Genomic DNA, 25,793 nt, shown 5'->3' with positions numbered 1-25,793 from the left:
AGGTATTGGGTGGTCACTTGGACTCCTCCTCAGCCGAGTGCTTGATGGCCTCGGCCAGCGCGGGGTCCTCCGGAAGGTGGCCCTGCTCGACGTCGAAGCGGGCGATGTAGCGGTTGACGGAGGTCTCCGCCACCGTGCCGTCGGGCAGCCGGGCCGGCATGTCGATGGCGTTGCCGCTGGCGTACGTGCCGGGGCCGGGCAGCGGCGACGGCTGGTCGCTGAGGAACCGGGCGCGCGAGAGGTCCTTCTGGGTGACCTTCTCGGTCAGCCGCTCGCGGTGCGCCAGCACCATCGCGCCGAGCGCGGCGGTGATCAGCAGCGCCGAGGTGACCTCGAACGCGAACACGTACTTGGTGAAGAGCAGCAACGCGATCGAGCGGATGTAGCCGCCCTGCGCCGTGGCCGCGGCGAGCCCGGCCGGCTCGGCGAACACCACGTTGCCCACGGCGAGCACGATCAGCGCCGCGAAGCCGAGCCCGGCGATCGCGGCCCAGAAGCGCTGGCCCTTCAGGGTCTCGACGAGCGAGTCGGTGGAGTCGACGCCGACCAGCATGAGCACGAACAGGAAGAGCATCATGACGGCGCCGGTGTAGACGATGATCTGCACCGCGGCCAGGAAGGGCGCGTCCTGCACGGCGTACATGACCGCCAGGCAGAGCATCACGGTGCCGAGCATCAGCGCGGAGTAGACGGCCTTCCGGTTGAAGACCATGCCGAGCGCGGCGCCGACCGACACGACGGCGAGCACCCAGAACGTGATGGCCTCACCCATTGGTCCGTCCCAGCCGGTAGTAGTCCTCTTCGGTCTCGCCGAGCCGCATGGGGTGCGGAGGCTGCTCCATGCCCTGCGTCAGCGGGGCGAGGAGCATCTCCTTGGTGTAGATGAGGCCCTCGCGGTTGCTGTCGGCGAGTTCGTACTCGTTGGTCATCGTGAGCGCCCGGGTCGGGCACGCCTCGATGCAGAGGCCGCAGAGGATGCACCGCAGATAGTTGATCTGGTAGGTGCGGCCGTAGCGCTCGCCCGGCGAGAAGCGCTCCTCGTCGGTGTTGTCGGCACCCTCCACGAAGATCGCGTCGGCGGGACACGCCCAGGCGCACAACTCGCAGCCGACGCACTTCTCCAGCCCGTCCGGCCAGCGGTTGAGCTGGTGTCGCCCGTGGAAGCGCGGGGCCGTCGGCCTCTTCTCCTCCGGGTAGTTGACCGTGACGGGCTTCTTGAACATCGTGTGGAAGGTGACCCCGAAGCCTTTGACGGGGTTCAGGAAATCAGTTAGTCCCACTGGGAATCTCCTTGTGCTGCACCCCGTGGTAGTGCGGCAGATCGAGCGGCGGCACAGGGAAGCCACCTGCCGTCGGCTCGTTGGACAGCTCCTCGAACTCGGCCTCGACCTCGGCCTTCCTCGCTTCCCTGCGCCGCTGGTTGACCGTGTCGAACCTGAGCCAGATCGCGATCGCGCCGAACAGGATGGCCACGCCGATGCCGGCGACCACGTAGATGTCTCCTTCGAACCGGCCGCCGTAGACGTACATCACGGTCCGGACGGCGGCGACGAGCAGGATCCAGGCCAGGTTGAGCGGGATGAGCACCTTCCAGCCGAGGGCCATGAGCTGGTCGTACCGCACCCGTGGCAGGGACGCGCGCACCCACACGATGAAGCAGAAGGTCAGCACGAACTTGATGAAGAACCATAGGAAGGGCAGCCAGCCCTCGTTGGCGCCGTCCCACATCGAGATCGGCCAGGGGGCCCGCCAGCCGCCGAGGAAGAGCGTGACCGCGATTCCGGAGGCGACGAACGTGTGCAGGTATTCGCCCATCATGATCACGGCGAACTTCAGCGACGAGGAGTATTCGGTCTGGAACCCGCCGACCAGCTCGCCCTCGCCCTCGGGCAGGTCGAACGGGATGCGCGCGGCCTCGCCGAACATGCAGATCACGTAGATGAGGAATGACGGGATCAGCAGCACCGCGAACCAGGTCGGCTCCTGCGCCGCGACGATCTCCGAGGTGGACAGCGTCCCGGCGAACAGGAAGACGCCGACGAACGACAGACCCATCGCGATCTCGTACGAGACCACCTGGGCCGCCGACCGCAGCCCGCCCAGCAGCGCGTACGGCGAGCGGGACGACCAGCCGGCCAGCACCACGCCGTAGACCGAGATGGCGCCCATGGCCAGCATGAACAGCACGGCCACCGGGAGGTCGACCAGCTGCAGCGGCGTCTCGACGCCGAACAGGTTGACCATCGGCCCCATCGGGATGATGGAGAAGGCCAGGAAGGCCGGGATCACCATGATGACGGGCGCCATCAGGTAGAGCACCTTGTCGACGGTCCGCGGGAAGAGGTCCTCCTTGAGGCCCATCTTGATGCCGTCGGCGACCGATTGCAGCAGACCGAACGTGCCGGCCCGGTTGGGGCCGTAGCGGTTCTGCATCCGCGCGATCAGCTTGCGCTCGAACCAGACGCCGAACAGGATGCCCAGCATCAGGAAGACGAAGAGCAGCACGGCCTTGATGATGGTGATCCAGAGCGGATCCTTGCCGAAGTCGGCAAGGGTCGGATCGGCCGCGAGAACGTGGATCATGAAGCGCTCCCGATCGTGACGATGTCGCCGGCCACCGCGCCGAGGTCACGGGTGACCGAGCAGCCGCCGGAGTTGGACGGCACCCAGACCACCCGATCGGGCAGGTCGGCGATCCGGACGGGCAGCGTGACGGGGTTGGGTCCCGGCCCGCCGACGACGACCTTGTCACCGTCGGCGACGCCGATCTCCGCCGCCGTGACCGCCGAGATCAGCGCCTCGGCGGGGCGAGCGGTGCCCGCGAGGTACGGCTCGCCGTCCTGCAGGCGGCCGTCGTCGAGCAGCAGGTGCCAGCTGGCCAGCAGCGCCTCGCCCTGGGCGGGCGCGGCCTGGGAGCGGGTGGCGGCGCTGGGCGCCGTGACCCGGGTGCCGCGCCACGCGCCGAGCGCGCTCAGCTCGCGCCGCGCGGCCGCGGCGTCCGGCAGGCCCAGGTGGACGTCCATCCGGTCGGCGATGGCGCCGAGCGCGGCGAGCTCGCTCTGCAGGCCCGGCACCTTGAACGGCGCCTCGAACGAGCGTCCGCGGCCCTCCCAGTTGACGAACGTGCCGCCCTTCTCCTGGACGGAGGCGACCGGCAGGACCACGTCGGCGCGGTCGGTGACGGCGCTGGCCCGGATCTCCAGGCTGACGATGAACGGCGTGCGCTCCAGCGCGTCGAGCGCGGCGGCGGGATCGGCCAGGTCGAAGGGATCGACCCCGGCCACCACCAGCGCGTCGAGCTCGCCCTCACGGGCCGCGGCGAGGATGCCCGCGGTGTCGAGGCCCGGCGTGGCGGGCAGCGAGCTCACGTTCCACGCCCTGGCCACCTCGGCCCGGGCGCTCTCGTCGTCGACCGGGCGGCCGATCGGCAGCAGGTTGGGCAGCGCGCCGGCCTCGATCGCGCCCCGCTCGCCGGCCCTGCGCGGGACCCAGCCGAGCCGGGCGCCCGACGCGGCGCTCAGTCGTACCAGGGCGGACAGGGCGCCGGGGACGGTGGCCAGCCGCTCGCCGGCGAGCACGATCGTGCCCTCGGCGAGGGTGCCGACCAGGTCGCCGATCGCGTCGGCCTCGCCGCCGGGGGCGGTGCGGATGAGCGTGCCGCCCATCTTGGCCAGCCCGTTGGTGGCGAACGGCGCGATCGCGGTGACCTTGAGCCCCCGCTTCATCCACGCCTTGCGCAGCCGCAGGAAGACGATCGGCGACTCCTCCTCGGGCTCGAACCCGACGAGCAGCACGCCGGGCGCGCTCTCCAGGTCGGCGTAGGAGATCTCGATGCCCCGGCCCGCGACCTCGTGGGCCAGGAAGCGCGCCTCCTCGGCGGAGTGCGGTCTGGCGCGGAAGTCGATGTCGTTGCTGCCGAGCGCGATCCGGGCGAACTTGGCGTAGCCGTACGCCTCCTCGACCGTGGCGCGGCCACCGACCAGCACGCCGGCCTTGCCACGGGCGGCGGCGAGCCCCCGGGCGGCGGCGTCGAGCGCCTCGGGCCACGAGGCGGGCACCAGCACGCCCTCCTCGTCACGGACCAGCGGCGTCTGCAGGCGGTCGGGCTGCGTGGCGTAGCTGAACGCCCAGCGGCCCTTGTCGCAGTTCCACTCCTCGTTGACCTGCGGGTCGTTGCCCGCCAGGCGGCGGGTGACCCGGCCGCGCCGGTGGTCGGTGCGCAGCGCGCAACCGGAGGCGCAGTGCTCGCACGCGCTCGGCGTGGACACCAGGTCGAACGGGCGGGCCCGGAACCGGTAGGCGGCGCCGGTGAGCGCGCCCACCGGGCAGATCTGCACCGTGTTGCCGGAGAAGTAGGACTGGAACGGCTCGCCGTCGGCGATGCCGACCTGCTCCTTGGCGCCCCGCTCGAAGAAGTCGATGAACGGGTCGCCGGCGATCTGGTCGGAGAACCGGATGCACCGCGCGCACTGGACGCAGCGCTCGCGGTCGAGCAGCACCTCGGTGGACAGCGGGACCGGCTTGGCGAAGGTCCGCTTCTGCTCCTGGAACCTCGACTCGCCCTGCCCGTTGGACATGGCCTGGTTCTGCAGGGGGCACTCGCCGCCCTTGTCGCAGACCGGGCAGTCGAGCGGGTGGTTGATGAGCAGGAACTCCATGGCCGCCCGCTGCGCCTTCTCGGCGACCGGGGAGGTCAGCTGGGTCTGCACCACCATGCCCTCGGCGACCTCGATCGCGCACGACGGCTGCGGCTTGGGGAAGCCCCGGCCGTTGCCCGCGTCGGGGATGTCGACCAGGCACTGGCGGCAGTTGGCCGCCGGGTCGAGCAGCGGGTGGTCGCAGAACCTGGGGATCTGGATGCCGAGCAGCTCGGCCGCCCTGATGATCAGGGTGCCCTTGGGGACGCTGACCTGGAACCCGTCGATGGTGAGGGTCACCAGGTTGGTCTCTACGGCGGTTGTCGTCACTGGTCACCCCAGAGAGTGGACTTCTTCGCGTCGAACGGGCAGCCGCCGACCTCGAAGTGCTTCAGGTACTCGTCGCGGAAGTACTTCACCGAGGAGTGGATCGGGCTCGTCGCGCCGTCGCCCAGGGCGCAGAACGAACGGCCCAGGATGTTGTCCGCGATGTCGGTGATCGTGGACAGGTCCTCCTCGGTGCCCTGGCCCTTCTCCAGGCGCTTGAGCACCTGCTTGAGCCAGAAGGTGCCCTCGCGGCACGGCGTGCACTTGCCACACGACTCGTGGGCGTAGAACTCGGTCCAGCGCAGCACCGTACGGACCACGCAGGTGGTCTCGTCGAAGATCTGCAGGGCGCGGGTGCCGAGCATGGAGCCCTTGGCGCCGACCGCCTCGAAGTCGAGCGGCACGTCGAGGTGCTCGGCGGTGAAGATCGGCGTGGACGAGCCGCCGGGGGTCCAGAACTTGATCTCGTGTCCGGCGCGGATCCCGCCCGCCATGTCGAGCAGCTCGGCGAGCGTGATGCCCAGCGGGGCCTCGTACTGGCCGGGCCGGGTGACGTGGCCGCTCAGCGAGAAGATGCCGAAGCCCTTGGACTTCTCGGTGCCCATCCCGGCGAACCAGTCGGCGCCGTTGGCCACGATCGAGGGAACGCTGGCGATGGACTCGACGTTGTTGACCACAGTGGGCGAGGCGTAGAGGCCCGCCACGGCCGGGAAGGGAGGCTTGAGCCGCGGTTGGCCCCTGAATCCCTCCAGCGAGTCGAGCAGCGCCGTCTCCTCGCCGCAGATGTAGGCGCCCGCGCCGCTGTGCACGACGAGTTCGAGGTCGTAGCCGGAGCCGAAGATGTCGGCGCCGAGGTAGCCCTTCTCGTACGCCTCCCGCACGGCCGCGTGCAGCCGGCGGATGACGTGCAGCACCTCGCCGCGCACGTAGATGAAGGCGTGGTTGGCCCGGATCGCGTAGGCCGTGATGATGACGCCCTCGACCAGCGAGTGCGGGTTGGCCATCATCAGCGGGACGTCCTTGCAGGTGCCCGGCTCCGACTCGTCGGCGTTGACGACGAGGTAGTGCGGCTTGCCGTCGCCCTGCGGGATGAAGCCCCACTTCATGCCGGTCGGGAAGCCGGCGCCACCGCGGCCGCGCAGGCCGGAGTCCTTGACGGCCTGGATGACGGCGTCGGGGTCCATGCCCAGCGCCTTCTTCGCCGCCTCGTAGGGCCCGTAGCCGTCGATGGTGAAGGAGTCGGCCTGGTCCCAGTTGGCGGTGAGGACCGGTGTCAGGGTGGTGCTCATGCCTCGGGGGCCTTCCATCCGTTGGCCTTGGCGACCTTGAGGCCCTCCAGCGAGGCGCCCGCGGCCGAGGGCCCGTCGCCCGCGAGGTCGTCGGGCAGCCCGGCGAGCACTCGTGAGGCGTCCTTGAAGGTGCACAGCTTCTTGGGGCCGCGCGTGGGCCGCACGTCCTTGCCGTCGCGCAGGTCGTCGACGAGCTGCTTGGCCGAGTCGGGGGTCTGGTTGTCGAAGAACTCCCAGTTGACCATCATGACCGGCGCGAAGTCGCAGGCCGCGTTGCATTCGAGGCGTTCCAGCGAGACCTTGCCGTCAGGGGTGGTCTCCTCGTGGCCGACGCCGACGTGCTCGCTCAGCTCTTCCCAGATCTCGTCGCCGCCCATGACCGCGCAGAGCGCGTTGATGCAGACGCCCACGTGGTAGTCGCCCGCCGGCCTGCGCTTGTACATGGTGTAGAACGTCGAGACCCCGACGACCTCGGCCTTGCTGAGGCCCAGCAGCTCGGCGCAGAACTCCTGCCCGGCGTCGGAGACGTAGCCGTCCTCCGACTGCACCAGGTGGAGCAGCGGAAGCAGGGCCGACCGCGCCTTCGGGTAGCGGCCGATGATCTCCTTGGCGTCCCGCTCGAGACGCTCCCGGACTTCCGGTGGATACGTCACGCGTCCTCCTCGGTCGGACACGTGGCAAGCGTGCTGTGTCCGATTGTTCGTTCGCTGCGCTCACTCACCTGTCCACACCTCCCATGACGGGGTCGATAGATGCCACCGCGGCGATGACGTCGGCGACCTGGCCGCCCTCGGACATCGCGGGGACGGCCTGCAGGTTCGTGAAGGACGGCTCGCGGAAGTGCACCCGGTAGGGGCGGGTGCCGCCGTCGCTCACCACGTGCGCGCCGAGCTCGCCCTTGGGCGACTCGATCGGCACGTACACCTGCCCGGCCGGCACCCTGAAGCCCTCGGTCACCAGCTTGAAGTGGTGGATGAGGGCCTCCATGGAGCTGCCCATGATGTGCGCGATGTGGTCGGGCGAGTTGCCGAAGCCGTCGGGGCCGAGCGCGAGCTGCGCGGGCCAGCCGATCTTCTTGTCCTCGATCATCACCGGGTCGCCCTTGAGCGGGCCGGCGAGCCGGTCGAGCGCCTGCTCGATGATCTTGAGCGACTCCTCCATCTCCTGCATGCGCACGAGATAGCGGGAGTAGACGTCGCAGCCGCGCTGGGTGGCCACGTCGAACTCGTAGGTCTCGTAGCCGCAGTAGGGCTGCGACTTGCGCAGGTCCCACGGCAGGCCCGCGGCCCGCAGGATCGGCCCGGTGATGCCGAGCGCCATGCAGCCGGTCAGGTCGAGGTAGGCCACGTCACGGGTGCGGCGCACGTAGACGGGGTTCGCGTCGAGCAGCTTGCGGATGTCCTTGATCCGCTTGGGCATCTCCTTGAGGAACGCGCCCACCTTGTCGACCGCGCCCGCGGGCAGGTCGACGCTCACACCGCCGGGACGCACGTACGCGTGGTTCATGCGCAGGCCGGTGATGTACTCGAACAGGTCCATGACCATCTCGCGGTCGCGGTAGCCGAACAGGAACGGCGTGGTCGCGCCCAGCTCCATGCCGAACGTGCCCATCGCGACCAGGTGCGAGGAGATCCGGTTGAGCTCCATCATCATCACGCGGATGGCCGAGGCCCGGTCGGGGATCCGGTCCTCGATGCCGAGCAGCCGCTCGACGCCCAGGCAGTAGGCCGTCTCGTTGAAGATCGGCGACAGGTAGTCCATCCGGGTGACGAACGTGGTGCCCTGGGTCCACGTCCGGTATTCCATGTTCTTCTCGATGCCGGTGTGCAGGTAGCCGATGACGCTGCGCGCCTCGGTGACCGTCTCACCGTCGAGGGTCAGCACCAGCCTCAGCACGCCGTGCGTGGACGGGTGCTGCGGGCCCATGTTGACGACCAGGCGTTCCTCGCCGGAGTCGCGGACCCCGCTGACGACCTCGTCCCAGTCGCCCCCGTTGACCGAGTAGACCTTGCCTTCCGTGGCCTCGTCGTAGCCGGTGGTCATCAGTGGTCCTCGCTTCGCTCGTCAACACATCGCTCGACATGCTCGCTCACGCGTACGACCTCCTGTGGTCGGGCGAGGGGATCGTGGCGCCCCGGTACTCGACCGGGATGCCGCCGAGCGGGTAGTCCTTGCGCTGCGGGTGGCCGTCCCAGTCGTCCGGCATCATGATCCGGGTGAGACCGGGGTGACCGTCGAAGACGATCCCGAAGAAGTCGTACGCCTCGCGCTCGTGCCAGTCGTGACCAGGGTAAACGCCGACCGTCGATGGAATGTGCGGGTCGGCGTCGGGGCAGCTCGCCTCGACGCGGACCCGCCGGTTGTGCGTGATCGAGCAGAGGTGGATGACCGCGTGCAGCTCCTCCCCCGCCAGGTGCGGGTAGTGGACGCCGGTCACGCCGAGCGAGAGCTCGAAGCGCAGGGCCGGGTCGTCGCGGAGCTTCTGGCAGACCTCGACCAGGCGCTCGCGCCTGACGTGCAGCGTGAGCTCGCCCCGGTCGACGACGACGCGCTCGATGGCGTCGTCGAGGCCCAGGGTGTCGACCAGCTCGTCGAAGTAGCCGCCGTAGGGCCGGGGCGTCGACAGCTGCGGCGCCCGGCGCACGACGAGGCCGCCGTAGCCGGAGGTGTCGCCGGAGTCCGCGGCCCCGAACATGCCGCGCCGGGCGACCGGCGCGTCGGCCGCGCCGGGCACCTTGGCGACCTCGGGCCCCTCGGCGGATTCGGGGACCTCGGGGAGATTGTCTGGCGAGGTCACTTCGCGGCCCCCTGGTCGATCAGCGGCAGCGTGCGCAGCGCCCGCAGCTCGAGCTCGTCGATCTGCTTGGCCCGGTGCGCGCCGAACTTCATGTTCTGGATCTTGTCGTGCAGCTTCACGATCGCGTCGATCAGCATCTCGGGCCGCGGCGGGCAGCCGGGCAGGTAGATGTCGACGGGCACGACGTGGTCGACGCCCTGGACGATCGCGTAGTTGTTGAACATGCCGCCGCTGGAGGCGCACACGCCCATCGCGATGACCCACTTGGGCTCGGCCATCTGGTCGTAGATCTGCCGCAGCACGGGCGCCATCTTCTGCGACACGCGGCCCGCCACGATCATCAGGTCGGCCTGCCGTGGAGACGCCGAAGCGCGCTCCATGCCGAAGCGCGCGAGGTCGTAGTGGGGGCCGCCGGTGGCCATCAGCTCGATGGCGCAGCAGGCGAGACCGAACGTGGCCGGCCACACGGAGTTCTTGCGCGCCCAGCCCGCGGCCTGCTCGACCGTGCTGAGGATGAACCCGCTGGGGAGTTTCTCTTCAAGTCCCATTTTCAGTCCCAGTCCAGACCCTTGCGACGCCACACGTACGCGTACGCGACGAGCACGGTGAGGATGAACAGCAGCATCTCCACCAGCGCGAACACCCCGAGGCCCGACGAGAGCACGCTGCCGGCGTCGTTCGTCAGCGGCGCGAAGGAGACGGCCCAGGGGTAGAGGAAGATGATCTCGATGTCGAACACGATGAACAGCATCGCGGTGACCATGTATTTGAGCGGGAACCGTCCGCCACCGACCGGCTGGGGCGTCGGCTCGATGCCGCATTCGTATGCGTCAAGCTTGGCGCGGTTCCAGCGCTTGGGACCGGTGAAGGGGGCGATGGCGACCGAGAAGATCGCGAAGCCCCCCGCGAGAACGGCGAGCACCAGGATGGGCACGTAAAGGTCCATCGCTACGCCTCCTCCGGAGTCGCCGCGCGCGCGGGCGAGCGGCCTGATCTATGCGTTTGCCTGGCAAGTCTGAGATTCATGCTGGTGGCGCGACCTTCGAGAGTGCGTTGATGATCCTGTCCGACGCATCGCCCCGCCGGTCGGTGAGATTACCAAGGAGTTTGAGAGCGAAGCGCATCAGCCTCGGGTGGGGCAACCCGTGCCTGGTGCCGAAACTCATCACACCGGGCTTTCCGATCGCCTCGACAAACCATCTGCCCAGAGTGAAATATCCGCCGTAAACATCCTTCAGCACCTGAGGGTACGTCCGCAGGATGCGTTCCTGAGCCGCGGGGGTGCCCGCACGGAGCGCCTTCGCGATCACTTCGGCGGCGATCTCGCCCGTCTCCATGGCGTAGGCGATGCCCTCGCCGTTGAACGGGTTGATCGCCCCGCCCGAGTCGCCCACGAGCACGAGGCCGCGGGTGTAGTGCGGCTGGCGGTTGAAGGCCATCGGGAGCGCGGCGCCGCGGATCGGACCCCGCATGTTCTCCTCGGTGAAGCCCCACTCGGCCGGCATCGCCTTGCACCAGCGCTTCAGCAGGTCGCGGTAGTCGATGTTGCCGAAGTGGGCGCTGGTGTTGAGCAGCCCGAGCCCCACGTTGGCGGTGCCGTCGCCGACGCCGAACACCCAGCCGTAGCCGGGCAGCAGCGTGTCGTCGTCCCACAGCTCCAGCCACGTCTCGAGGTAGTCGTCGTCGTGGCGCGGGCTCTCGAAGTAAGTTCGTACGGCCACGCCCATCGGGCGGTCCGCACGCTTGTGCAGCCCCATTCCGAGGGCCAGGCGCGTGCTGTTGCCGTCGGCGGCCACCACCAACCGGCCGCGGTAGGTCGTCCCGTCCTTGGTGGTCACGCCCACCACGTGACCGCTGCGGTCGTCGAGGACCGGCGCGGTGACGTTGACGCCCTCCATCAGCCGTACGCCGCCCTTCTTGACGGCGTTGACCGCGACGATCTCGTCGAAGTCCTTACGGGTGCGCACGAGCCCGAAGTCGGGGAACCGGTCCAGCCGCGGCCAGTCGAGCTCGAACCGCAGCCCGCCGCCGACGACCCGGAGCCCCTTGTTCCTGATCCAGCCGGGAGCGTCGATGTCGACGCCCATGTTCATCAGCTGCTTGACCGCCCGGGGGGTGAGCCCGTCTCCGCAGACCTTCTCCCGGGGGAACCTGGTCTTCTCCAGGAGCAGCACGTCGAGACCGGCCCGAGCGAGATAGAAGGCGGTCGCCGAGCCGGCGGGACCGGCGCCGACGACGATGACGTCGGCGTCAGGTGTGCTCATGGTCGCGCCCGCTTCGCCATGCGTCGGCTCCTGGGTCGCTCTCTCACGTCGAGCTCCTGCGCTTGGAGTTCGGCTGTTGGCACGGTCACTGGACTGTCCTGTCCTACGCGGGTCGAAGGTCTTGGGGTGTCGCGCCTTCGTTCCTTTGTGAACCTCTTCACAAACTGGTCGGCCCGCAGTCTAACCCTTTTCGAGCACAAAGTGGCAGTCAGGGACAGGTCCGGTAACAAAAGTAGGCCCCCCGTCAAGGACGGAGGGCCGTATACAGCTCGACACGCCGAGCTCGGACCTGGCACGTGCTCGGCCCTGACGGGCGCTCGCACCCGCTCACCATGGGGCTCAGGCGGACTTGAAGCCCCTGTGCACGGCGACGATGCCCATGGAGAGGTTGCGCCAGGCCACCCGCCGCCAGCCGGCGTCCTGGATCGTGCGCGCGAGGGTCGGCTGGTCGGGCCAGTCCCTGATCGACTCGGCGAGGTACTCGTAGGAGTCGTCGTTGGACCCGAACACCTGGGCCACCTTGGGCAGCAGCCGCATCAGGTATTCGCGGTAGACGCGGTCGAACATGGGGACCGTCACGTGCGAGAACTCCAGGATGACCAGCCGCCCGCCGGGCCTGGTCACGCGGAGCATCTCGCGCAGCGCCTGCGAGGTGTCGTGCACGTTGCGCAGCGCCACCGAGATCGTCACCGCGTCGAAGCTGTCGTCGGCGAACGGCAGCCGCATCGCGTCACCGGCGATGAAGGGCACGCCCTGCCCGCTCAGCGCGTTGCCGCCGTGGCGTCGTACGCCGGTGCAGAGCATGCCGAGCGAGAAGTCGGAGGCGATCGCGCGCGCGCCCAGGGCGGTGAACGCGTCGGTGGACGTGCCGGTGCCGGCTCCGAGGTCGAGGACGACCTCACCGGGCCCCGCGTCGACGGCGGCGGCCACCGCCTTGCGCCAGAACCGGACCTGCCCCAGGGAGATCACGTCATTGACCAGGTCGTAGCGCCGGGCCGTGCGATCGAACATCGCGGCGACCTGGTCGGGCTGCTTGTCCAATTGAGCGCGCGTCATGGGCCCAAGCCTACGGGCTATCCCGACAATCAACCGAAAGTAGTCACACCACTACTCTGTGTCTGCTAGAACTTGGCGAATGCTTGCCCGTGCCGCCCTTGCGGCGTTCATCGCCCTCGCTCCCGTCGCGCACTCGCGGGTCGTGTCGGCCGACCCGGTCGACACGACGCCCCACGTGCTCGACGGCATCGTCAACAGCATCGCCCTGGTCGGCGGCACCACCGTCGTCGTGGGCGGTTCGTTCACCGAGGTGGCCGACTCCTCGCGGTCGTTCTCGGTCACGCGCGACAATCTGTTCGCCTACGACCTGGCCACCGGCCGCATCCTGCCGGACTTCGCGCCGCAGGTCGACGGGACCGTGTACGGCCTGGCGGCCGGCGACGACGGCACCGTCTACGTGGGCGGCGACTTCCCCGAGGTCAACGGCTGGCCCGCGAAGGCGCTCGCCCGGCTCCGCCTGCTCGACGGCTCGCTCGTGGCCGCCTTCGAGCCCGGCATCGCGGGCGGCATGGTGACGACGCTGGCCAGGCGAGGTTCGCAGCTGTACGCGGGCGGTGAGTTCACCCGGCCGCGGACGGCGCTGGCCAGGCTCGACGCCACGACGGGCGCGGCCGATCCGATGTTCGCCATCAAGCCGGGCTCACCGCTGACCCCCAGGACCAGGGTTCACGCCCTCGCCGTCACGGCCGACCGGCTGGTGGTCGACGGCAGCTTCACCACGCTCGACGACAAGCCGAGGCATCAGCTCGGGGTCATCGACATCAGCCGGCCCACACCCACGGTCGCCCCCTGGCGGACCACCACCTACGCCACGGCGTGCAAGCCTGAGTTCCCCTCCTACGTGCGCGGGCTGGACGTCTCGCCGGACGGGTCGTATTTCGTCGTGGTGACCACGGGCGGCCCCCTGGGCAGCAAGCGGATGTGCGACACGGCGGCCAGGTTCGAGACGCTCACCAGGAGCGAGAGCGTCCGGCCGACGTGGATCAACCACACCGGCGGCGACTCGCTCTATTCGGTGTCGGTGACGGGGGCCGCGGTCTACGTCGGGGGTCATCTGCGGTGGCTGGACAACCCCGGCGGCCGTGACTCCGCCGGGCCGGGAGCGGTGCCCCGTGAAGGCATTGGCGCCATTCATCCGCGTACCGGAAAGGCGCTCAGCTGGAATCCCGGGCGATCACGTGGGATCGGGGTGAAGGCATTTCTTGCCCACCCCGGTGGCCTACTGGTTGGTAGTGACACGACGAGACTCGGCGGGGAGTACCATGCCCGGATTGGCATGTTCCCCCTGCCCTAGTCGCCCTGTGGCTTCGGCTGGTCGATCTTGCCGCTGATTCGCGCGCTCATGGCGTCACGCTGCTTCGACAGCAGCACGTAGCTGGCGATGCCGCTGACCAAGAAAGACACTGCGATCAGCACCAGCGGGTTTTGCAGACCGACCAGGTAGAGGACAGCCGCGGTCACCAGGAACAGGGCGATCCGCGACGCGGTGTAAACGAGAACTGGACGCACACGTCGAGGTTACTCGCCCGAGCAGTGCGCTCGGTCTTCGCATCTGGCGCGCGCGCTGCTACTGTGCCCAGTTAGGGAGTTTCGTAAAGAAACACCCACGAGAGCCCCAAAGAGGCTCTATCATATAACAATCGGGCAGTCAGCTGATAACAACCCGTGATCTTTGTCGAAACCACGGATAAATCAGGCTTCGCTCGACACACTAGTTACCTGTCCGCCCGCTGGCAGGAAGCGGGATGCGAGGGGGAGAGATTGGTGGAGAGTAGCAGCGAGCGTCTGCTGACCCCGGGAGAGGTTGCCGCCCTCTTCCGGGTAGACCCAAAGACAGTTACGCGCTGGGCTGCGGCAGGCCGCATCAGTAGTATCCGTACCCCCGGAGGGCATCGGCGGTTCCGCGAGTCGGAAGTGCACGCCCTTCTCCGAGGCGAGGACGTTCTTACGGCCGACAGGCCAACAGGTGAGTCCCCGCGCGTCTGACGTTCCGTCATCATCGGTGATCCTGTGAGCCAGGATCACCGCGACGGGATGCCGTCCAGGAATGTGCACGGCATGGGAGGGCGCCAACCGCCGATCGTGGCTGGCGTCTCTCCATGCCTGTGACGCGCCCTCCAGCCCGGCCCGCGCCGCGCCGACCCCGATCCGCCGCGCCTCCCCGGGACCGCTGAACCTCTGCCGAGCCGCTAGGCCTCCTCCTGCTCCGCCTTGAACGCGAGGAACTCCTGCTCCAGCTCGTCGTTGCCGGCCTGCCACAGCCGCCGCCGCTCGGCCAGCTCCTCCTCCGTCAGCGACTCCGGCAGCCACTGGTCGTATTCGGGGTCACCAGGTTCGAGCTCCACGTACGCGTTGCCGATGAGCCGCCCGTCTTCGCTCGTCAGGCTCCGCGGCACGCGCAGGGTCCCGTCAGCGAGCCGGATGACGTGCATGGCTGATCACCTAGATTCCGTAGCGCCGGTTGAAGAAGAGCATGACGTTCAGGGCCATCCGCGTGTCGCCCCTGAGCATGTCGACGAGTGCCGGCCGCTGGCGCGAGGCGATCGCGGCGAACGCGTCGGCGAAGAACTCCTTGCGGCCCAGCCCGCCGCCCTGGCGGTGGAAGGCCGAGGCCAGCAGCGGCGTGACCTCCTCGTAGAGTGCCACGAAGGCGGGCGAGTCGGAGACCCAGTCGCCGTAGACCGAGTCGACGTCGTCGATGGCGTGGCCGACCTCGTGCATCATCACGTCCGGCGTGGGTGAGGGCCGGTCGCCCACCACGATCTTGCGATCGCCGTACGCGCCCGCGCAGATGTCCCACGAAGCCCGCCCCGACGGCAGCGGGGCGCCGCGCAGGTAGCCCATGTCGTCGAGGTCCGGCACGCCGCCGGGGCCGACGTAGATCCCTTCGAGCCCGCCGGCCAGGAGTTCCTTGAGCCGTTCGGGCAGCCTGGCGAGGCTCTCCACGGCCCGTACGACCTCGGCCGGAGGGGGGCCGAGGCGCGCGTCCCACTGACGGTGCAGGATCGCCTCCAGCTTGCCGCAGTGGCGCAGCCCGTCGCCCATCGAAGGCGCGTCGGGGCGGTTGGGCTGAGCCCGGGGAGGTGTGTCGTCCAGTTCGAAGTCGTGCCAGGTGTACTGGGGGCGTTCGGCCACGGCCGCGGACAGCCGCTCGCCGCCCTCCCAGCGCTGGCGGCGCTCGCGCGGCCGGACGCCCTCACGCGAGACGGGACGCGGGCGCTGGGTCTCCTGTCCGGTGAAGCGGTGGTCGGCGCCGTTGCGGGCCGGCCAGTCTTTCACCCAGACGGAACGATCGGCCTCCGGAGGCGCCTCCCTGCGACGGGAGAAAAGGTATGACCCGCGTCGCCACCAACGACCCCGCCGATGGCGGCCCTTGTCGTTAGAAAAGGCCATCGCACCTCTCCACGCGAGCCGCCGGGCGGCGGGAAGGGCTGCCCCGAGGGAAGGCGGACTCCGCTGAATCGTGTTCTACCGTACGACGCCGATCATCCCTAGTCACCCGAAATGGTGCATGCAGCTGACACGATCACGTCGCGGATGGCTTACAGTTCGGGCATGGCAGGTGTCCTTGTCGGCCTGGCGCTGCTGGCCTTCTGGCTCTACTCACTCTTCGACGTCATCACCAGTCCGGAAGACGAGGTTAGGAACGTACCAAAGCCACTCTGGATGCTGATCGTGGCTTTGATCCCGATTGCGGGCGGGCTGCTCTGGCTGGTTCGCGGCCGTCCCCAGACCCCCCGATCCGAGTGGCGGTCCTCGCCGCAGGCCGGCTCCGCTCCCCCGGCCGCTCCCCCCAAGGGGCCCGACGACGACCCCGAGTTCCTCCGCGAGCTCGAACGCCGCATGCGCGGCGACGACTGAGCGCACGCACGCCGAAGAGGCCCCCGTTCGCACGGAGGCCTCTCACGGCAGGTTCGTACGGCCCTCAGCTCACAGGTCGGCGTAGCTGTGCAGCCCCGAGAGGAAGATGTTCACACCGATCAGGTTGAACATCAGGCAGGCGAACGCCACCAGCTGGATGATCGTCGCCGGCCGCCCGCGCCAGCCGCCGGTGGCCCGCGCGTGCAGGTAGGCCGCGTAGGCCACCCACGTGATGAAGGACCAGACCTCCTTGGGGTCCCAGCCCCAGTAGCGCCCCCACGCCTTGTCCGCCCAGAGCGCGCCCGTGATGACGGCGAACGTCCACAGCGGGAAGGCCACCACGATCGCCCGGTGGGCCACCCGCTCCAGGTCGGCCCGCGACGGCAGCCGCGACGGACCGTCGCCGCGCACCAGGTAGAGGCCCCCGGACGCCGCGCCCACCACGAACAGGCCGCTGGCCAGCACGGCCGCCGAGACGTGGATGGCCACCCAGTAGGAGTCGAGCGCGGGCACCACCGGCCCCGCGGACGTGTAGAGCAGCCGGGCGGCGGCGCCGAGCCCCACCGCCGCCGCGATCATCACGAAGGAGCCCAGGAAGCGCACGTTGTAGCGGACCTGGGTGACGAGGAAGGCGGTCACCGCGGCGAAGCAGAGCGCGACGACGAACTCGTACATGTTGCCCCACGGCCACCGCTCCACGGCCAGGCCGCGGGTGAGGATGGCGGCGAGGTTGGCCGCCCAGCCCACCCAGCCGAGCGCCAGACCCGCGACACCGGCCTTGGCGGCCCAGGCCGGCGGCTCGACGTCTCCGGGCGGCGCCTCGACCGGCTCGTCGGGCGCCGCGTCGGCGCCCGCCCCCACGGCGACGGGCCGCCGCGCGGGCACGGCGGGCGCGTCGGCCCGGACCCGCCCGAAGGCCAGCTCCGCCGCGAACGCGATCATGGAAAAGAGGTAGAGCAGAATGGCGCCGACCACGAACAGGTCGCTCACCTCGGCTAGCTGCTCAGCGGGCATCCTTGTCTCCTGCTGATAGGACCTTCACGATGTCGTCGAACTCCTCGGCGAAGCCCGCCGCGGAGCCCTCGGTGCGGGTCAGGCCGCCCACCTCGACCGTGCCGTCCTTGACCCGCACCCAGACCCGGCGGCGCCGGATGGTCAGCGAGAGCGCGATGGAGACGGTGGCGAGCGCGGCGAAGACCAGGGCGGGCACCCGGCCCGGATCGTAGGCGATCTGGAGCGTGATCCACTCCTTGACGCCGGTGAACTCCAGCTTGCCCGCCCCCTGCGGCAGGTCGACCGACTGGCCGACGGCGAGCGGCTTGGGCACCGCGGTGCCCATGAGCAGCGGGGTGAGCTTGCTCATGGCCTCGGGCGGCGCGAGCTCGTAGACGGACTGCGGCTTGCCCGAGCGCATCCCCAGGTCGCCGGAGAAGGCCCCGAGGACCTGCACCTCCGGCTGGATCGCGCCCGGGAAGGCGGAGGCGTAGGAGCCGTCGACCAGCGGGACGCTCGTCGGCAGGAACCGCAGCAGGAACCCGAGCTGCTGGGGCTGGGCGTCGGGCGCCTTGACCACGCACCCGGAGGTGTACGTGGGCTTGTCCTCGATGAGGCACGGCACCGGCCCCTCGTAGGCCACCTCGCCCTTGCCGTCGGTCACCCGGAACACGGGCGCGTAGCCGTGACCGATCAGGTAGGTCTGCGTGCCGTTGATCTCCAGTGGCTCGTTGACCTTGAGCTCGTAGGGCCGCTCGGCCGCCCCGGGCGCGTCGTTGACCCGGAGGAAGGCGGAGTAGTCGAGCTCCTGCCCCTTCTTCTCGCCCTCGACCTGGTAGGTGGCCTGGAAGTCGGTCAACTGGAACGCGAACGGCTCCAGCGACTCGGCGGACACCTGGCTGCCGGGAATGAACCGGTCGTAGGCGGCCACGGTGTTGGCGAAGCCGTCGCCCTCGACGACCAGGACGTTGCCGCGGTAGCCGTACAGGGAGCCGAAGCCCACGGCGACCAGCAGGCCGAGCAGCGAGATGTGGAAGACCAGGTTGCCGGTCTCGCGCAGGTAGCCCTTCTCGGCGGACACCCACCCGTCGCCGGTGTCGACCCGGAAGCGCCGCCGGCGCAGCCGCCTGGCGGCCTCCTCGACCGTCAGGTCGCCGGAGAAGGCGGCCGAGTGCGGCAGCCGCGACAGGTTGCGCGGCGCGGCCGGCGGGCGGCGGCGCAGCTCGCGCAGGTAGGTCGAGGTGCGCGGGATGATGCAGCCGATCAGCGAGGTGAACAGCAGCAGGTAGATGGCGGCGAACCAGACCGAGGTGAAGACGTCGAAGAGCTGGAACCGGTCGTACCACTCGGCCAGCGTCGGGTCGTTCTCGTAGAGCTGCGCCACCTTGTCGGGGTCGACCCCGCGCTGCGGCACCAGCGAGCCGGGCACCGACGCCAGAGCGAACAGGAAGAGCAGGATCAGCGCCGTCTTCATCGAGGTGAGCGTGCGCCACGTCCAGCGCAGCCAGCCCATGCCCCCGAGCCCGACCGGCCCCTTGGCCGCCTGCTTCCGCTCCAACTCGTCGACGCTCATCAGATCACCGGCCTGAACGTGCCGATGAGCCCCTGCATGGTCGCGATGATCTCTCCCCACAGGCCGGTCACGAGCATGACGCCCACGGCCACCATCATCCCGCCGCCGATCCTGGTGATCAGGCGGGAGTGCCGCCGGACCGCCCGGAACGTACGCAACGCCCTGCTGTAGGCGAAGGCGGCGATCACGAAGGGCAGCCCGAGCCCGAGCGAGTAGGCCACGGCGAGCAGCGCTCCCCTGGAGGCGCTCCCCTCGTTGAGCCCGAGCGTGAGCACGACCGCCAGCGTGGGCCCGATGCACGGGGTCCAGCCCAGGCCGAACACCACGCCGAGCAGCGGCGCCCCGGCCAGCCCCGCCGAGGGCACCCGGTGGATGCGCACGTCGCGCATCAGCCCGGGCAGCACGCCGAGGAAGGCCAGCCCGAGCAGGATGGTCAGCACGCCGAGCACCCGCGTGATGATCTCGGCGTTGCCCAGCATCACCGAGCCGAGCCCGCCGAACAGCGCCCCGCTGAGCACGAACACGACCGCGAATCCGGCCACGAACAGCGTCGTGCCGAGCACCAGCCGGCCCCGCCTGGGGTCGGCGCTCATGCCCGTCACATAGGACAGGTAACCGGGCACGAGCGGCAGCACGCACGGCGAGAGGAACGACACGACCCCGGCGAGGACCGCGATGGGCACGGCCAGCAGCAGCGAGCCGGAGGCCACGACGTCACTCATCGCGCACCTTGGTGACCGTGTTCATCAGGTCGGTATAGCGGACCGCGCCGAGCGCCCTGGCGGCGATGCGGCCCTGCTTGTCGATGATCAGGGTGGACGGGATGGCCGCGGGCGGCACCGTGCCCTGGAAGGCCAGCGCCACCTTGCCCGGCTGGTCGAAGATGCTGGGGTAGCCGGTCTGCTCGGTGCGCTCGAAGGCCAGCGCGTCGGCCTTGCGGTCCTTGAAGTCGACCCCGATGAACTCGACCCCGGTGCCCTTGGTCTTGGCGGCCACGTCCTTGAGCACCGGCGCCTCGGCCCGGCATGGCCCGCACCAGGACGCCCAGAAGTTGAGGACCACGACCTTGCCCTTGTGGGCGGCCAGCGAAGCGGTGCCGCCGTCGAGCGTCGGGCCCTCGACCGAGGGCGCCGCCTGACGGTCGGTCGCGGTGAACACCTGCATCTTCCCGTCGCCCGCGACGAAGCGCGTGTCGCCCGCCTGAGGCTGCCCGCCCTGGTTGCCCGCGCAGCCCGCGGCGCTCACGGTGAGCGCTGCCAGGAGGACGAGGGAGATGGACTTCGCGCGCACGGGGAAGATCTCCTTGTACTACAAGAGGTAGAGCTTGCAACTCTACCGGCGGAACCGGACGCCCGGCACGCTGGGGCCCTCCCCGCTCGCGGTCAGGCCCCGGGGATCGTCGGCCCCTGGCTGAGCGACCCGGCCGGCTCGCTGTAGCCGACGCTGACCAGGCGGTCGCCGTCGAAGGTGAACGTGGTGAGGCTGGCCAGCCCGCACTGCCTGCGCCTCGGATCGTGCACGAACCTGCGGCGTCCCTCGGCCGCCATCCTGATCGTCCAGATCGGCAGCTGGTGGCTGACCAGCACCGCCTCGTGGCCGCGCGCCGCCTTGCGGGCGTCGTCGACCATCGTCCGCATGCGCTCGATGATCAGCGGATAGGGCTCTCCCCACGAGGGCCGCATCGGGTTCCAGAAGTAGCGGTAGTTGCGGGGGTTGCGCAGGATGGCCAGGCCCTGGCCGACCATGCGGCCTTCGAGCATGTTGCCGGCCTCGATCAGCCGGTCGTCCACCTCGGGTTCGAGCCCGAACGTCGCGGCCAGCGGGGCCGCCGTCTCCAGGGCCCGTTCCAGCGGCGAGCTGTAGAGGGCGACGACGTCGCGGCCGGCCACCGCCTTGGCGACCGTCTCGGCCATCAGGCGGCCCGTCTCGGACAGGTGGTAGCCGGGCAGCCTGCCGTAGAGGATGCCGCCGGGGTTGTGCACCTCGCCGTGACGCATCAGGTGGACGACAGTGGTTTCAGCCATGGTGTGCCTCAGCCTATCCGTTCACGTACCGCTCGCGGCGGGTGGGCACCCTGGTCCGGATCAAGGCCGGACGGTAAAGTCAAGGTCATCTCGATCAGATCTTGCGGTGTCCCGAGGGAGTCGCCCGCGTGAGTCCGTGGGCTCTCCTTCTCGTCTTCGTGGCCGCCGTGGCCCACGCCTCGTGGAACGTGCTGAGCAAGCGGGCCGCGCGGGCCGACGGCGTGGTGTTCGTCTGGCTGGTCGCGGTCGCCTCCACGGTCGTCTGGGCCCCGCTGTTCGCGGGCTTCCTGCTGGTCACGGGCGCCCGGCCCGATCTGGGCGACCTTGGGGTGATCGCCGTCAGCACGATCATCCACCTCGGCTACTTCGTGCTGCTCCAGAAGGGGTACGGCAAGGGCGATCTGTCGGTCGTCTACCCGGTGGCGCGCGGCACGGGGCCGCTGCTGGCGAGCCTGGTGGCCGTGCTGGCGCTGGGCGAGCGCCCCGGTCCGGTGGGCGTGGCGGGGATCGTCTTAGTCGGGGTGGGCGTGTTCATGATGAGCGGCGGTGGCCGGGGCGACCTCAGGGGCCTGGCGTTCGGGCTGATGGTGGGCGTGTTGATCGCGGGCTACACGATCTGGGACTCCCAGGTGGTGAGCGCCTTCGCGGTGGCGCCGCTGATGCTCGTCTATCTCGGCGAGGCCGGGCGGGCGCTCCTGCTCGCCCCGGTGGTGTTCGCCAGGCGCGGGCTGATCCTGCCCACCTGGCGTGAGCACCGGTGGCCGGTCGTGGGCGCGGGCGTGCTCAGCTTCCTGTCGTACCTGCTGGTGTTGTTCGCCTTCACGATGGCGCCGGTCAGCGTGGTGGCCCCCGCTCGCGAGGTCAGCGTGCTGATCGCGGTGGTGCTCGGCGGCCGGCTGCTGGCCGAGGGCGACCTGCCGCGCAGGCTGGTGGCCGCCGGCGTGATCCTCGGCGGGATCGTGGCGATCGCGCTCAGCTGACCGCCCAGGCGCTCTCGTGCGGCCGACCCAGCTGACCGCCCAGGCGTTCTCGTGGGTGCGACTGACTCAGCTGACCGCCCAGGCGTTCTCATGGGTGCGGCTGACCTCGGCGAGCGCCTCGATCGCGGCCCTGATCGCGGGGCGGCGGGCGGCGTCGGTGCGCCAGATCGTGTAGATGCGGCGCGACTGCCTGGGCCGGATGGGCACGATGCACACGCCGTCGGGCACGCAGTCGCGCCCCAGCCTCGGCACGATCGCGCAGCCCAGGCCGGCGGCGACCAGCGCCATCTGGGTGGGATACTCGTCGGCTCTGCAGTGGATCTCGGGTTCGAGCTCGGCGTTGCGCAGCGTGAAGACCAGCCAGTCGTGGCAGACGGTGCCGGGCCTGGAGCTGATCCAGCGCTCCCCGTGCAGCTCGGCCAGCTCGATCTCCTTGCGGCCCGCCAGTGGGTGCGACGCGGGCAGCACGACGTCGGCGACGTCGTCGAGCAGCGTCGACCGCGAGAGCCCGTCGGGCAGCGCGATCGGCCGGTTCAGCCAGTCCTGGACCACGCCCAGGTCGAGCTCGCCCCTGGCCACCTCGCGCGTCACCCGCTCGGGCTCGCGCTCGTCGAGCTGGAGCAGCAGGTCGGGATGGCGCTCCTTGAGCCTGGCCACCGCACTGGGCAGCAGCCCGCGCGCGGCGGTCGGGAACGCGCCCACGCTCAGCCGGCCCACGACCTGGCCGCGCAGTGCCTCGAAGTCGGCCTCGGCGGTCTCGACCAGCGCCAGGATGCGCTCGGCGTGCTCGGCGAGCAGCCCGGCGGCGTCGGTGAGCCGGACACCGCGGCCGTTGCGCTCCATCAGCCGGGCTCCGGTCTCACGCTCCAGCTTGGCGATCTGCTGCGACACGGCCGACGGGGTGACCATGAGCGCGTCGGCCGCGGCCCCCACCGAGCCGTAGACGTGCACGGCGTGAAGGGCCTTGAGCCGGTTCAGGTCCAACATGTAAGCCAGCCTAAAGGGTTAAGCGTAGAAAGTCTCGCTTGTCCTCAACTCTGTAGCGGACGAAAATATATGCATGCGAAACATTAAGCCGAAGCAGCAGCAGTCCTCCTCCGTCTCCTACCTCAAGACGCTGGCCGAGCAGGCTCGCGACATCCGCGTCCGTCGCCAGAAGACGCGCGCTGCGTGAGTCCGCGTCACCTGGCGCTGGCCATCGGGCTGGCGGCCGTGTGGGGCTTTAACTTCGTGGTGATGGAAGTGGGTTTGCGCCACTTCCAACCCCTGCAGTACGCGGGATTCAGGTTCGCCCTGGCCGCCTTCCCCGCCCTGCTGTTCGTGGGGCGGCCGCCCGTACCGTGGCGGTGGGTCGTGGGGGTGGCGGCCACACTCGGCGCGGGACAGTTCGGCCTGCTGCTCATCGCCATGCGGGCCGGCATGCCCGCCGGGCTCACCTCGCTCGTCCTGCAGGTGCAGGCCCTGTTCACCGCGCTGTTCGCGGTGACACTGCTGGGCGAACGGCTCGGCGCGCGCCGGGTGACCGGCCTGGCCGTCGCCTTCGCCGGCCTGGCCCTGGTCGCCTACGACTTCGGCCTGTCAGGCCCCGTGGGCGCCTTCGCCCTGTGCGTGGCCGCGGCGGCGGCGTGGGGGCTCGGCAACGTGCTGCAGCGCAAGGCCGCCCCGCCCGACTCGCTGCGGTTCATGGTGTGGGTGAGCGCCCTGTCGGCGCCGCCGCTCCTGGCGATGTCGTTGCTGGTGGAGGGCCCGCCCTCGCTGGTCGCCCCGGTGGAGGGCTGGCTGTCGCTCGGGTACGTGGCCTTCGTCTCGACCCTCGGTGGGTTCGGGGTGTGGGGCTGGCTGCTCCGCAGGTACGACGCCTCGACCGTGGCGCCGTACACGCTGCTGGTGCCGGTCTTCGGCATCTCCTCGGCGGCCCTGGTGACCGGTGAGCCGATCTCCTGGGTCAGCCTCGTCGCGGGAGCCCTCATCGTGTCAGGAGTGCTGTGGGCCGGCACCCGCGGCAGGGCTCAGCGGACCGAGGCGGCGGCCTTGGCGGCGGACGGCAGCGCCTCGGCCACCCGGGTCAGCGCCTCGTCGTCGTGGGACGCCGACAGGAACCACGCCTCGTAGGCCGACGGCGGCAGGTAGACCCCCTGGTCGAGCATCGCGTGGAAGAACGCCCGGAACGCCGCGGTGTTCTGCGTCTGGGCCCCGGCGAAGTCGGTCACCTCGTCCTCGGTGAAGAAGATCGAGAACAGGTTGCCCGCCCGCTGCAGCCGGTGGGGGACCCCTGCCGCCGCGAGCGCCTCGGAGGCGGCCTGGCCGACCGCCAGCGCCGCCGCGTCCACCCTGGCGTAGGCGTCGGCGTCGAGCGCGCGCAGCGTGGCCAGCCCGGCGGCGCAGGCCAGCGGGTTGCCCGACAGCGTGCCCGCCTGGTAGACGGGGCCCTCGGGCGCGAGGTGGGCCATCACCTCGGCCCGCCCGCCGAAGGCCGCCGCCGGCAGCCCCCCGCCCATCACCTTGCCGAACGTCACCAGGTCGGCGTCGACGGGGTCGAGGCCGTACCAACCGGCGGGCGAGACCCGGAAGCCCGTCAGCACCTCGTCAACGATCAGCAACGCTCCGTTGGCCGTGCACAGCTCGCGGAGCCGCGCGTTGAAGCCGTCGCGGGGCGGCACCACCCCCATGTTGGACGGGCACGCCTCGGTGATGACGCAGGCGACCTCGGCCGAGGCGAACGCCTCCTCGACCGCCGCCACGTCGTTGTAGGGCAGCACGATCGTGTCGGCCGCCGAGGCGCCCGTCACACCGGGGGTGTCGGGCAGGCCGAACGTCACCACCCCGGACCCGGCCGAGGCGAGCAGCGCGTCGACGTGGCCGTGGTAGCAGCCGGCGAACTTGACGATCTTGGATCGGCCGGTGAAGCCGCGGGCCAGGCGCACCGCGCTCATGGTCGCCTCGGTGCCCGAGCTGACCAGGCGGAGCTTCTCGACGGGCGCCACCCGGCCCACGATCTCCTCGGCCAGCTCCACCTCGCCCGGCGTGGCCGTGCCGTAGCCGAACCCGTGGGACGCCGCCCGGGCGACGGCCTCGACGACCGCGGGATGACGGTGACCGAGGATCATCGGCCCCCACGAGCAGACCAGGTCGACGTAGCGGTTGCCGTCGACATCGGTGATGTAGGGCCCCTGACCGGCGGCCATGAACCGCGGGGTGCCGCCCACCGCGCCGAACGCGCGGACGGGTGAGTTGACGCCTCCCGGCACGATGGCGCGGGCGCGGGCGAACAGGTCCTCGGACTTCTCTGTACGGCTCACGCGTCCAGATTAGTCGGCAACCGCCGTGCCGCCTTCCGCCGGAAAGGCGCTAGTCGGCGAGCACGTCCAGGATGCGCAGCGGGTCGGGCAGCGGCCGGCCGTCGGGCGGGCGCAGCCAGGAGACGGGCTGGCCGGTGGGCAGCGTGGAGGGCGGGGCGAGGACGTAGCTGTCGCGGCAGTGCCAGCGCAGCCCCGGTGTGTCGTCGATGGTGGCCGGATCGCAGTCGAGCTGGCAGGACCACCACTCGTCCTCGTCCTCGGGATTGCCACGGGTGGCCACATAGAACAGGACCCGGTCGCCGTTGGCGGCGACCGGGCCCGAGTGCGCTTCGTCCGCGTCGATGCGGGTCAGGGCCGCGAGGCCCGTCGGAAGGGGTACGTCGAACACGTCGAACACCCGCCCGGTGGGCAGGATCACATTGGCCTCGGGCTCGCGCTGCCACCAGCGGGTCAGCTGCGTGGGGTCCGTCGTGGCCTGTACGTGCCAGGCGGGCGAGACGGGATGCGCGCCGGGGTCGGGACAGCCGAGCCGGTCACAGGAACACGCGCGGGAGCCGTGCCGCAGGGGGTGAGCACCGGGCACCACCGGCCAACCGAGAGCGGCGTAGCCCAGCACGGAGTCGATCCGGGTCGGGCGAGACCGTTTTCTGGTACGCCGAGCGAGTGGTACCCCCACCATGGTGTCTCCCGTCG

At 70.2% G+C, this 25,793-nt stretch carries 28 protein-coding genes; 5 read left to right on the top strand and 23 right to left on the bottom strand.

The genetic code is table 11. The features are described from left to right. Positions 1-13 precede the first annotated feature (13 nt). The 12 genes from IEY82_RS16095 to IEY82_RS16040 all read right to left on the bottom strand — a co-directional run bounded on the left by IEY82_RS16095 (position 14) and on the right by IEY82_RS16040 (position 12,370). Positions 14-772 carry an NADH-quinone oxidoreductase subunit J gene (locus tag IEY82_RS16095; RefSeq protein ID WP_189124927.1) on the bottom strand — a complete coding sequence of 253 codons (759 nt, stop codon included), beginning with the start codon at positions 770-772 and terminating at the stop codon, positions 14-16. Further along, a complete protein-coding gene (nuoI, locus tag IEY82_RS16090) occupies positions 765-1,280 on the bottom strand; it encodes an NADH-quinone oxidoreductase subunit NuoI (RefSeq protein WP_189124926.1) in 516 nt (171 codons plus the stop codon). Before nuoI ends, IEY82_RS16095 begins: the two co-directional genes overlap by 8 nt. Continuing rightward, positions 1,267-2,583 (bottom strand): NADH-quinone oxidoreductase subunit NuoH, encoded by a 1,317-nt coding sequence (gene nuoH, locus IEY82_RS16085; RefSeq protein ID WP_189124925.1) that lies wholly within the window; start codon positions 2,581-2,583, stop codon positions 1,267-1,269. Before nuoH ends, nuoI begins: the two co-directional genes overlap by 14 nt. Next, on the bottom strand, positions 2,580-4,967 hold the full coding sequence (locus IEY82_RS16080; RefSeq protein ID WP_189124924.1) for an NADH-quinone oxidoreductase subunit G: 2,388 nt from the start codon (positions 4,965-4,967) through the stop codon (positions 2,580-2,582). Before IEY82_RS16080 ends, nuoH begins: the two co-directional genes overlap by 4 nt. Next, the gene (nuoF, locus tag IEY82_RS16075; protein WP_189124923.1) at positions 4,964-6,253 is read right to left on the bottom strand and encodes an NADH-quinone oxidoreductase subunit NuoF; all 1,290 of its coding nucleotides are present in this window, start codon (positions 6,251-6,253) and stop codon (positions 4,964-4,966) included. Before nuoF ends, IEY82_RS16080 begins: the two co-directional genes overlap by 4 nt. After that, entirely contained in the window at positions 6,250-6,927 is a 678-nt protein-coding gene (nuoE, locus tag IEY82_RS16070) for an NADH-quinone oxidoreductase subunit NuoE (protein WP_308015960.1), read from the bottom strand. Before nuoE ends, nuoF begins: the two co-directional genes overlap by 4 nt. Positions 6,928-6,970: 43 nt before the next feature. Beyond that, on the bottom strand, positions 6,971-8,296 hold the full coding sequence (locus IEY82_RS16065) for an NADH-quinone oxidoreductase subunit D (RefSeq protein WP_189124921.1): 1,326 nt from the start codon (positions 8,294-8,296) through the stop codon (positions 6,971-6,973). Between the two features lie 46 nt (positions 8,297-8,342). Then, the gene (locus IEY82_RS16060) at positions 8,343-9,050 is read right to left on the bottom strand and encodes an NADH-quinone oxidoreductase subunit C (RefSeq protein ID WP_189124920.1); all 708 of its coding nucleotides are present in this window, start codon (positions 9,048-9,050) and stop codon (positions 8,343-8,345) included. Then, positions 9,047-9,598 (bottom strand): NuoB/complex I 20 kDa subunit family protein, encoded by a 552-nt coding sequence (locus tag IEY82_RS16055; protein WP_189124919.1) that lies wholly within the window; start codon positions 9,596-9,598, stop codon positions 9,047-9,049. The genes IEY82_RS16060 and IEY82_RS16055 overlap by 4 nt, the downstream gene beginning before the upstream one ends. Before the next feature lie 2 nt (positions 9,599-9,600). After that, the gene (locus IEY82_RS16050) at positions 9,601-9,996 is read right to left on the bottom strand and encodes an NADH-quinone oxidoreductase subunit A (protein WP_189124918.1); all 396 of its coding nucleotides are present in this window, start codon (positions 9,994-9,996) and stop codon (positions 9,601-9,603) included. A 76-nt stretch (positions 9,997-10,072) separates the two neighbouring features. Further along, entirely contained in the window at positions 10,073-11,314 is a 1,242-nt protein-coding gene (locus IEY82_RS16045; protein ID WP_189124917.1) for a geranylgeranyl reductase family protein, read from the bottom strand. Between the two features lie 339 nt (positions 11,315-11,653). Beyond that, positions 11,654-12,370 carry a demethylmenaquinone methyltransferase gene (locus IEY82_RS16040; protein WP_189124916.1) on the bottom strand — a complete coding sequence of 239 codons (717 nt, stop codon included), beginning with the start codon at positions 12,368-12,370 and terminating at the stop codon, positions 11,654-11,656. Between the two features lie 79 nt (positions 12,371-12,449). Here IEY82_RS16040 and IEY82_RS16035 point away from each other — a divergent pair, with 79 nt between their 5' ends. Next, a complete protein-coding gene (locus IEY82_RS16035; protein WP_189124915.1) occupies positions 12,450-13,664 on the top strand; it encodes a delta-60 repeat domain-containing protein in 1,215 nt (404 codons plus the stop codon). Here the strand turns inward: IEY82_RS16035 and IEY82_RS16030 are convergent. After that, a complete protein-coding gene (locus IEY82_RS16030; RefSeq protein ID WP_189124914.1) occupies positions 13,661-13,879 on the bottom strand; it encodes a DUF4229 domain-containing protein in 219 nt (72 codons plus the stop codon). The two genes, IEY82_RS16035 and IEY82_RS16030, sit on opposite strands and share 4 nt — an antisense overlap. Positions 13,880-14,134: 255 nt before the next feature. Between IEY82_RS16030 and IEY82_RS16025 the strand changes: the two genes are divergently transcribed. Further along, positions 14,135-14,356, top strand: a complete 222-nt coding sequence (locus tag IEY82_RS16025) for a BldC family transcriptional regulator (RefSeq protein WP_181616591.1) — start codon at positions 14,135-14,137, stop codon at positions 14,354-14,356. 203 nt (positions 14,357-14,559) lie between these two features. Here IEY82_RS16025 and IEY82_RS16020 read toward each other — a convergent pair whose 3' ends face one another. Both IEY82_RS16020 and IEY82_RS16015 read right to left on the bottom strand, forming a co-directional pair. Further along, positions 14,560-14,802: a hypothetical protein gene (locus tag IEY82_RS16020; protein WP_189124913.1), complete on the bottom strand. Its 243-nt coding sequence runs from the start codon at positions 14,800-14,802 to the stop codon at positions 14,560-14,562. Between the two features lie 10 nt (positions 14,803-14,812). Further along, positions 14,813-15,649, bottom strand: coding sequence for a hypothetical protein (locus tag IEY82_RS16015; protein WP_225262832.1), 837 nt, complete (start codon positions 15,647-15,649; stop codon positions 14,813-14,815). A gap of 276 nt (positions 15,650-15,925) precedes the next feature. On the opposite strand from IEY82_RS16015, the gene IEY82_RS16010 reads away from it, so the two are divergent. Beyond that, positions 15,926-16,231: a PLD nuclease N-terminal domain-containing protein gene (locus tag IEY82_RS16010; RefSeq protein WP_189124911.1), complete on the top strand. Its 306-nt coding sequence runs from the start codon at positions 15,926-15,928 to the stop codon at positions 16,229-16,231. 69 nt (positions 16,232-16,300) lie between these two features. Here the strand turns inward: IEY82_RS16010 and ccsB are convergent, their stop codons facing one another. From ccsB to IEY82_RS15985, 5 genes are all read right to left on the bottom strand, one after another. Next, positions 16,301-17,245 (bottom strand): c-type cytochrome biogenesis protein CcsB, encoded by a 945-nt coding sequence (ccsB, locus tag IEY82_RS16005; RefSeq protein ID WP_189124910.1) that lies wholly within the window; start codon positions 17,243-17,245, stop codon positions 16,301-16,303. Continuing rightward, entirely contained in the window at positions 17,235-18,797 is a 1,563-nt protein-coding gene (resB, locus tag IEY82_RS16000; RefSeq protein ID WP_189124909.1) for a cytochrome c biogenesis protein ResB, read from the bottom strand. The genes ccsB and resB overlap by 11 nt, the downstream gene beginning before the upstream one ends. Next, on the bottom strand, positions 18,797-19,519 hold the full coding sequence (locus IEY82_RS15995; protein ID WP_189124908.1) for a cytochrome c biogenesis CcdA family protein: 723 nt from the start codon (positions 19,517-19,519) through the stop codon (positions 18,797-18,799). Before IEY82_RS15995 ends, resB begins: the two co-directional genes overlap by 1 nt. Then, positions 19,512-20,087 (bottom strand): TlpA family protein disulfide reductase, encoded by a 576-nt coding sequence (locus IEY82_RS15990; RefSeq protein ID WP_189124907.1) that lies wholly within the window; start codon positions 20,085-20,087, stop codon positions 19,512-19,514. Before IEY82_RS15990 ends, IEY82_RS15995 begins: the two co-directional genes overlap by 8 nt. A 92-nt stretch (positions 20,088-20,179) precedes the next feature. After that, positions 20,180-20,821 (bottom strand): histidine phosphatase family protein, encoded by a 642-nt coding sequence (locus tag IEY82_RS15985; RefSeq protein WP_189124906.1) that lies wholly within the window; start codon positions 20,819-20,821, stop codon positions 20,180-20,182. Between the two features lie 128 nt (positions 20,822-20,949). On the opposite strand from IEY82_RS15985, the gene IEY82_RS15980 reads away from it, so the two are divergent. Continuing rightward, the gene (locus IEY82_RS15980; protein WP_189124905.1) at positions 20,950-21,801 is read left to right on the top strand and encodes an EamA family transporter; all 852 of its coding nucleotides are present in this window, start codon (positions 20,950-20,952) and stop codon (positions 21,799-21,801) included. Positions 21,802-21,867: 66 nt separating this feature from the next. Here the strand turns inward: IEY82_RS15980 and IEY82_RS15975 are convergent, their stop codons facing one another. Further along, positions 21,868-22,788: a LysR family transcriptional regulator gene (locus IEY82_RS15975; protein WP_189124904.1), complete on the bottom strand. Its 921-nt coding sequence runs from the start codon at positions 22,786-22,788 to the stop codon at positions 21,868-21,870. Between the two features lie 183 nt (positions 22,789-22,971). On the opposite strand from IEY82_RS15975, the gene IEY82_RS15970 reads away from it, so the two are divergent. Beyond that, on the top strand, positions 22,972-23,913 hold the full coding sequence (locus IEY82_RS15970) for an EamA family transporter (RefSeq protein ID WP_189124903.1): 942 nt from the start codon (positions 22,972-22,974) through the stop codon (positions 23,911-23,913). Here IEY82_RS15970 and hemL read toward each other — a convergent pair. Together hemL and IEY82_RS15960 are read right to left on the bottom strand one after the other, a co-directional pair. Next, positions 23,811-25,100 carry a glutamate-1-semialdehyde 2,1-aminomutase gene (gene hemL, locus IEY82_RS15965; protein WP_189124902.1) on the bottom strand — a complete coding sequence of 430 codons (1,290 nt, stop codon included), beginning with the start codon at positions 25,098-25,100 and terminating at the stop codon, positions 23,811-23,813. The genes IEY82_RS15970 and hemL overlap by 103 nt on opposite strands. 49 nt (positions 25,101-25,149) lie before the next feature. Further along, the gene (locus IEY82_RS15960) at positions 25,150-25,779 is read right to left on the bottom strand and encodes a bifunctional DNA primase/polymerase (RefSeq protein ID WP_189124901.1); all 630 of its coding nucleotides are present in this window, start codon (positions 25,777-25,779) and stop codon (positions 25,150-25,152) included. Positions 25,780-25,793 lie beyond the last annotated feature (14 nt).

This window comes from Nonomuraea cavernae, assembly GCF_014646355.1.
GTDB lineage: Bacteria > Actinomycetota > Actinomycetes > Streptosporangiales > Streptosporangiaceae > Nonomuraea > Nonomuraea cavernae.
The sequence above is the reverse complement of the archived record's forward strand: the minus strand, read 5'-3'. Positions and strand labels throughout refer to the sequence as shown.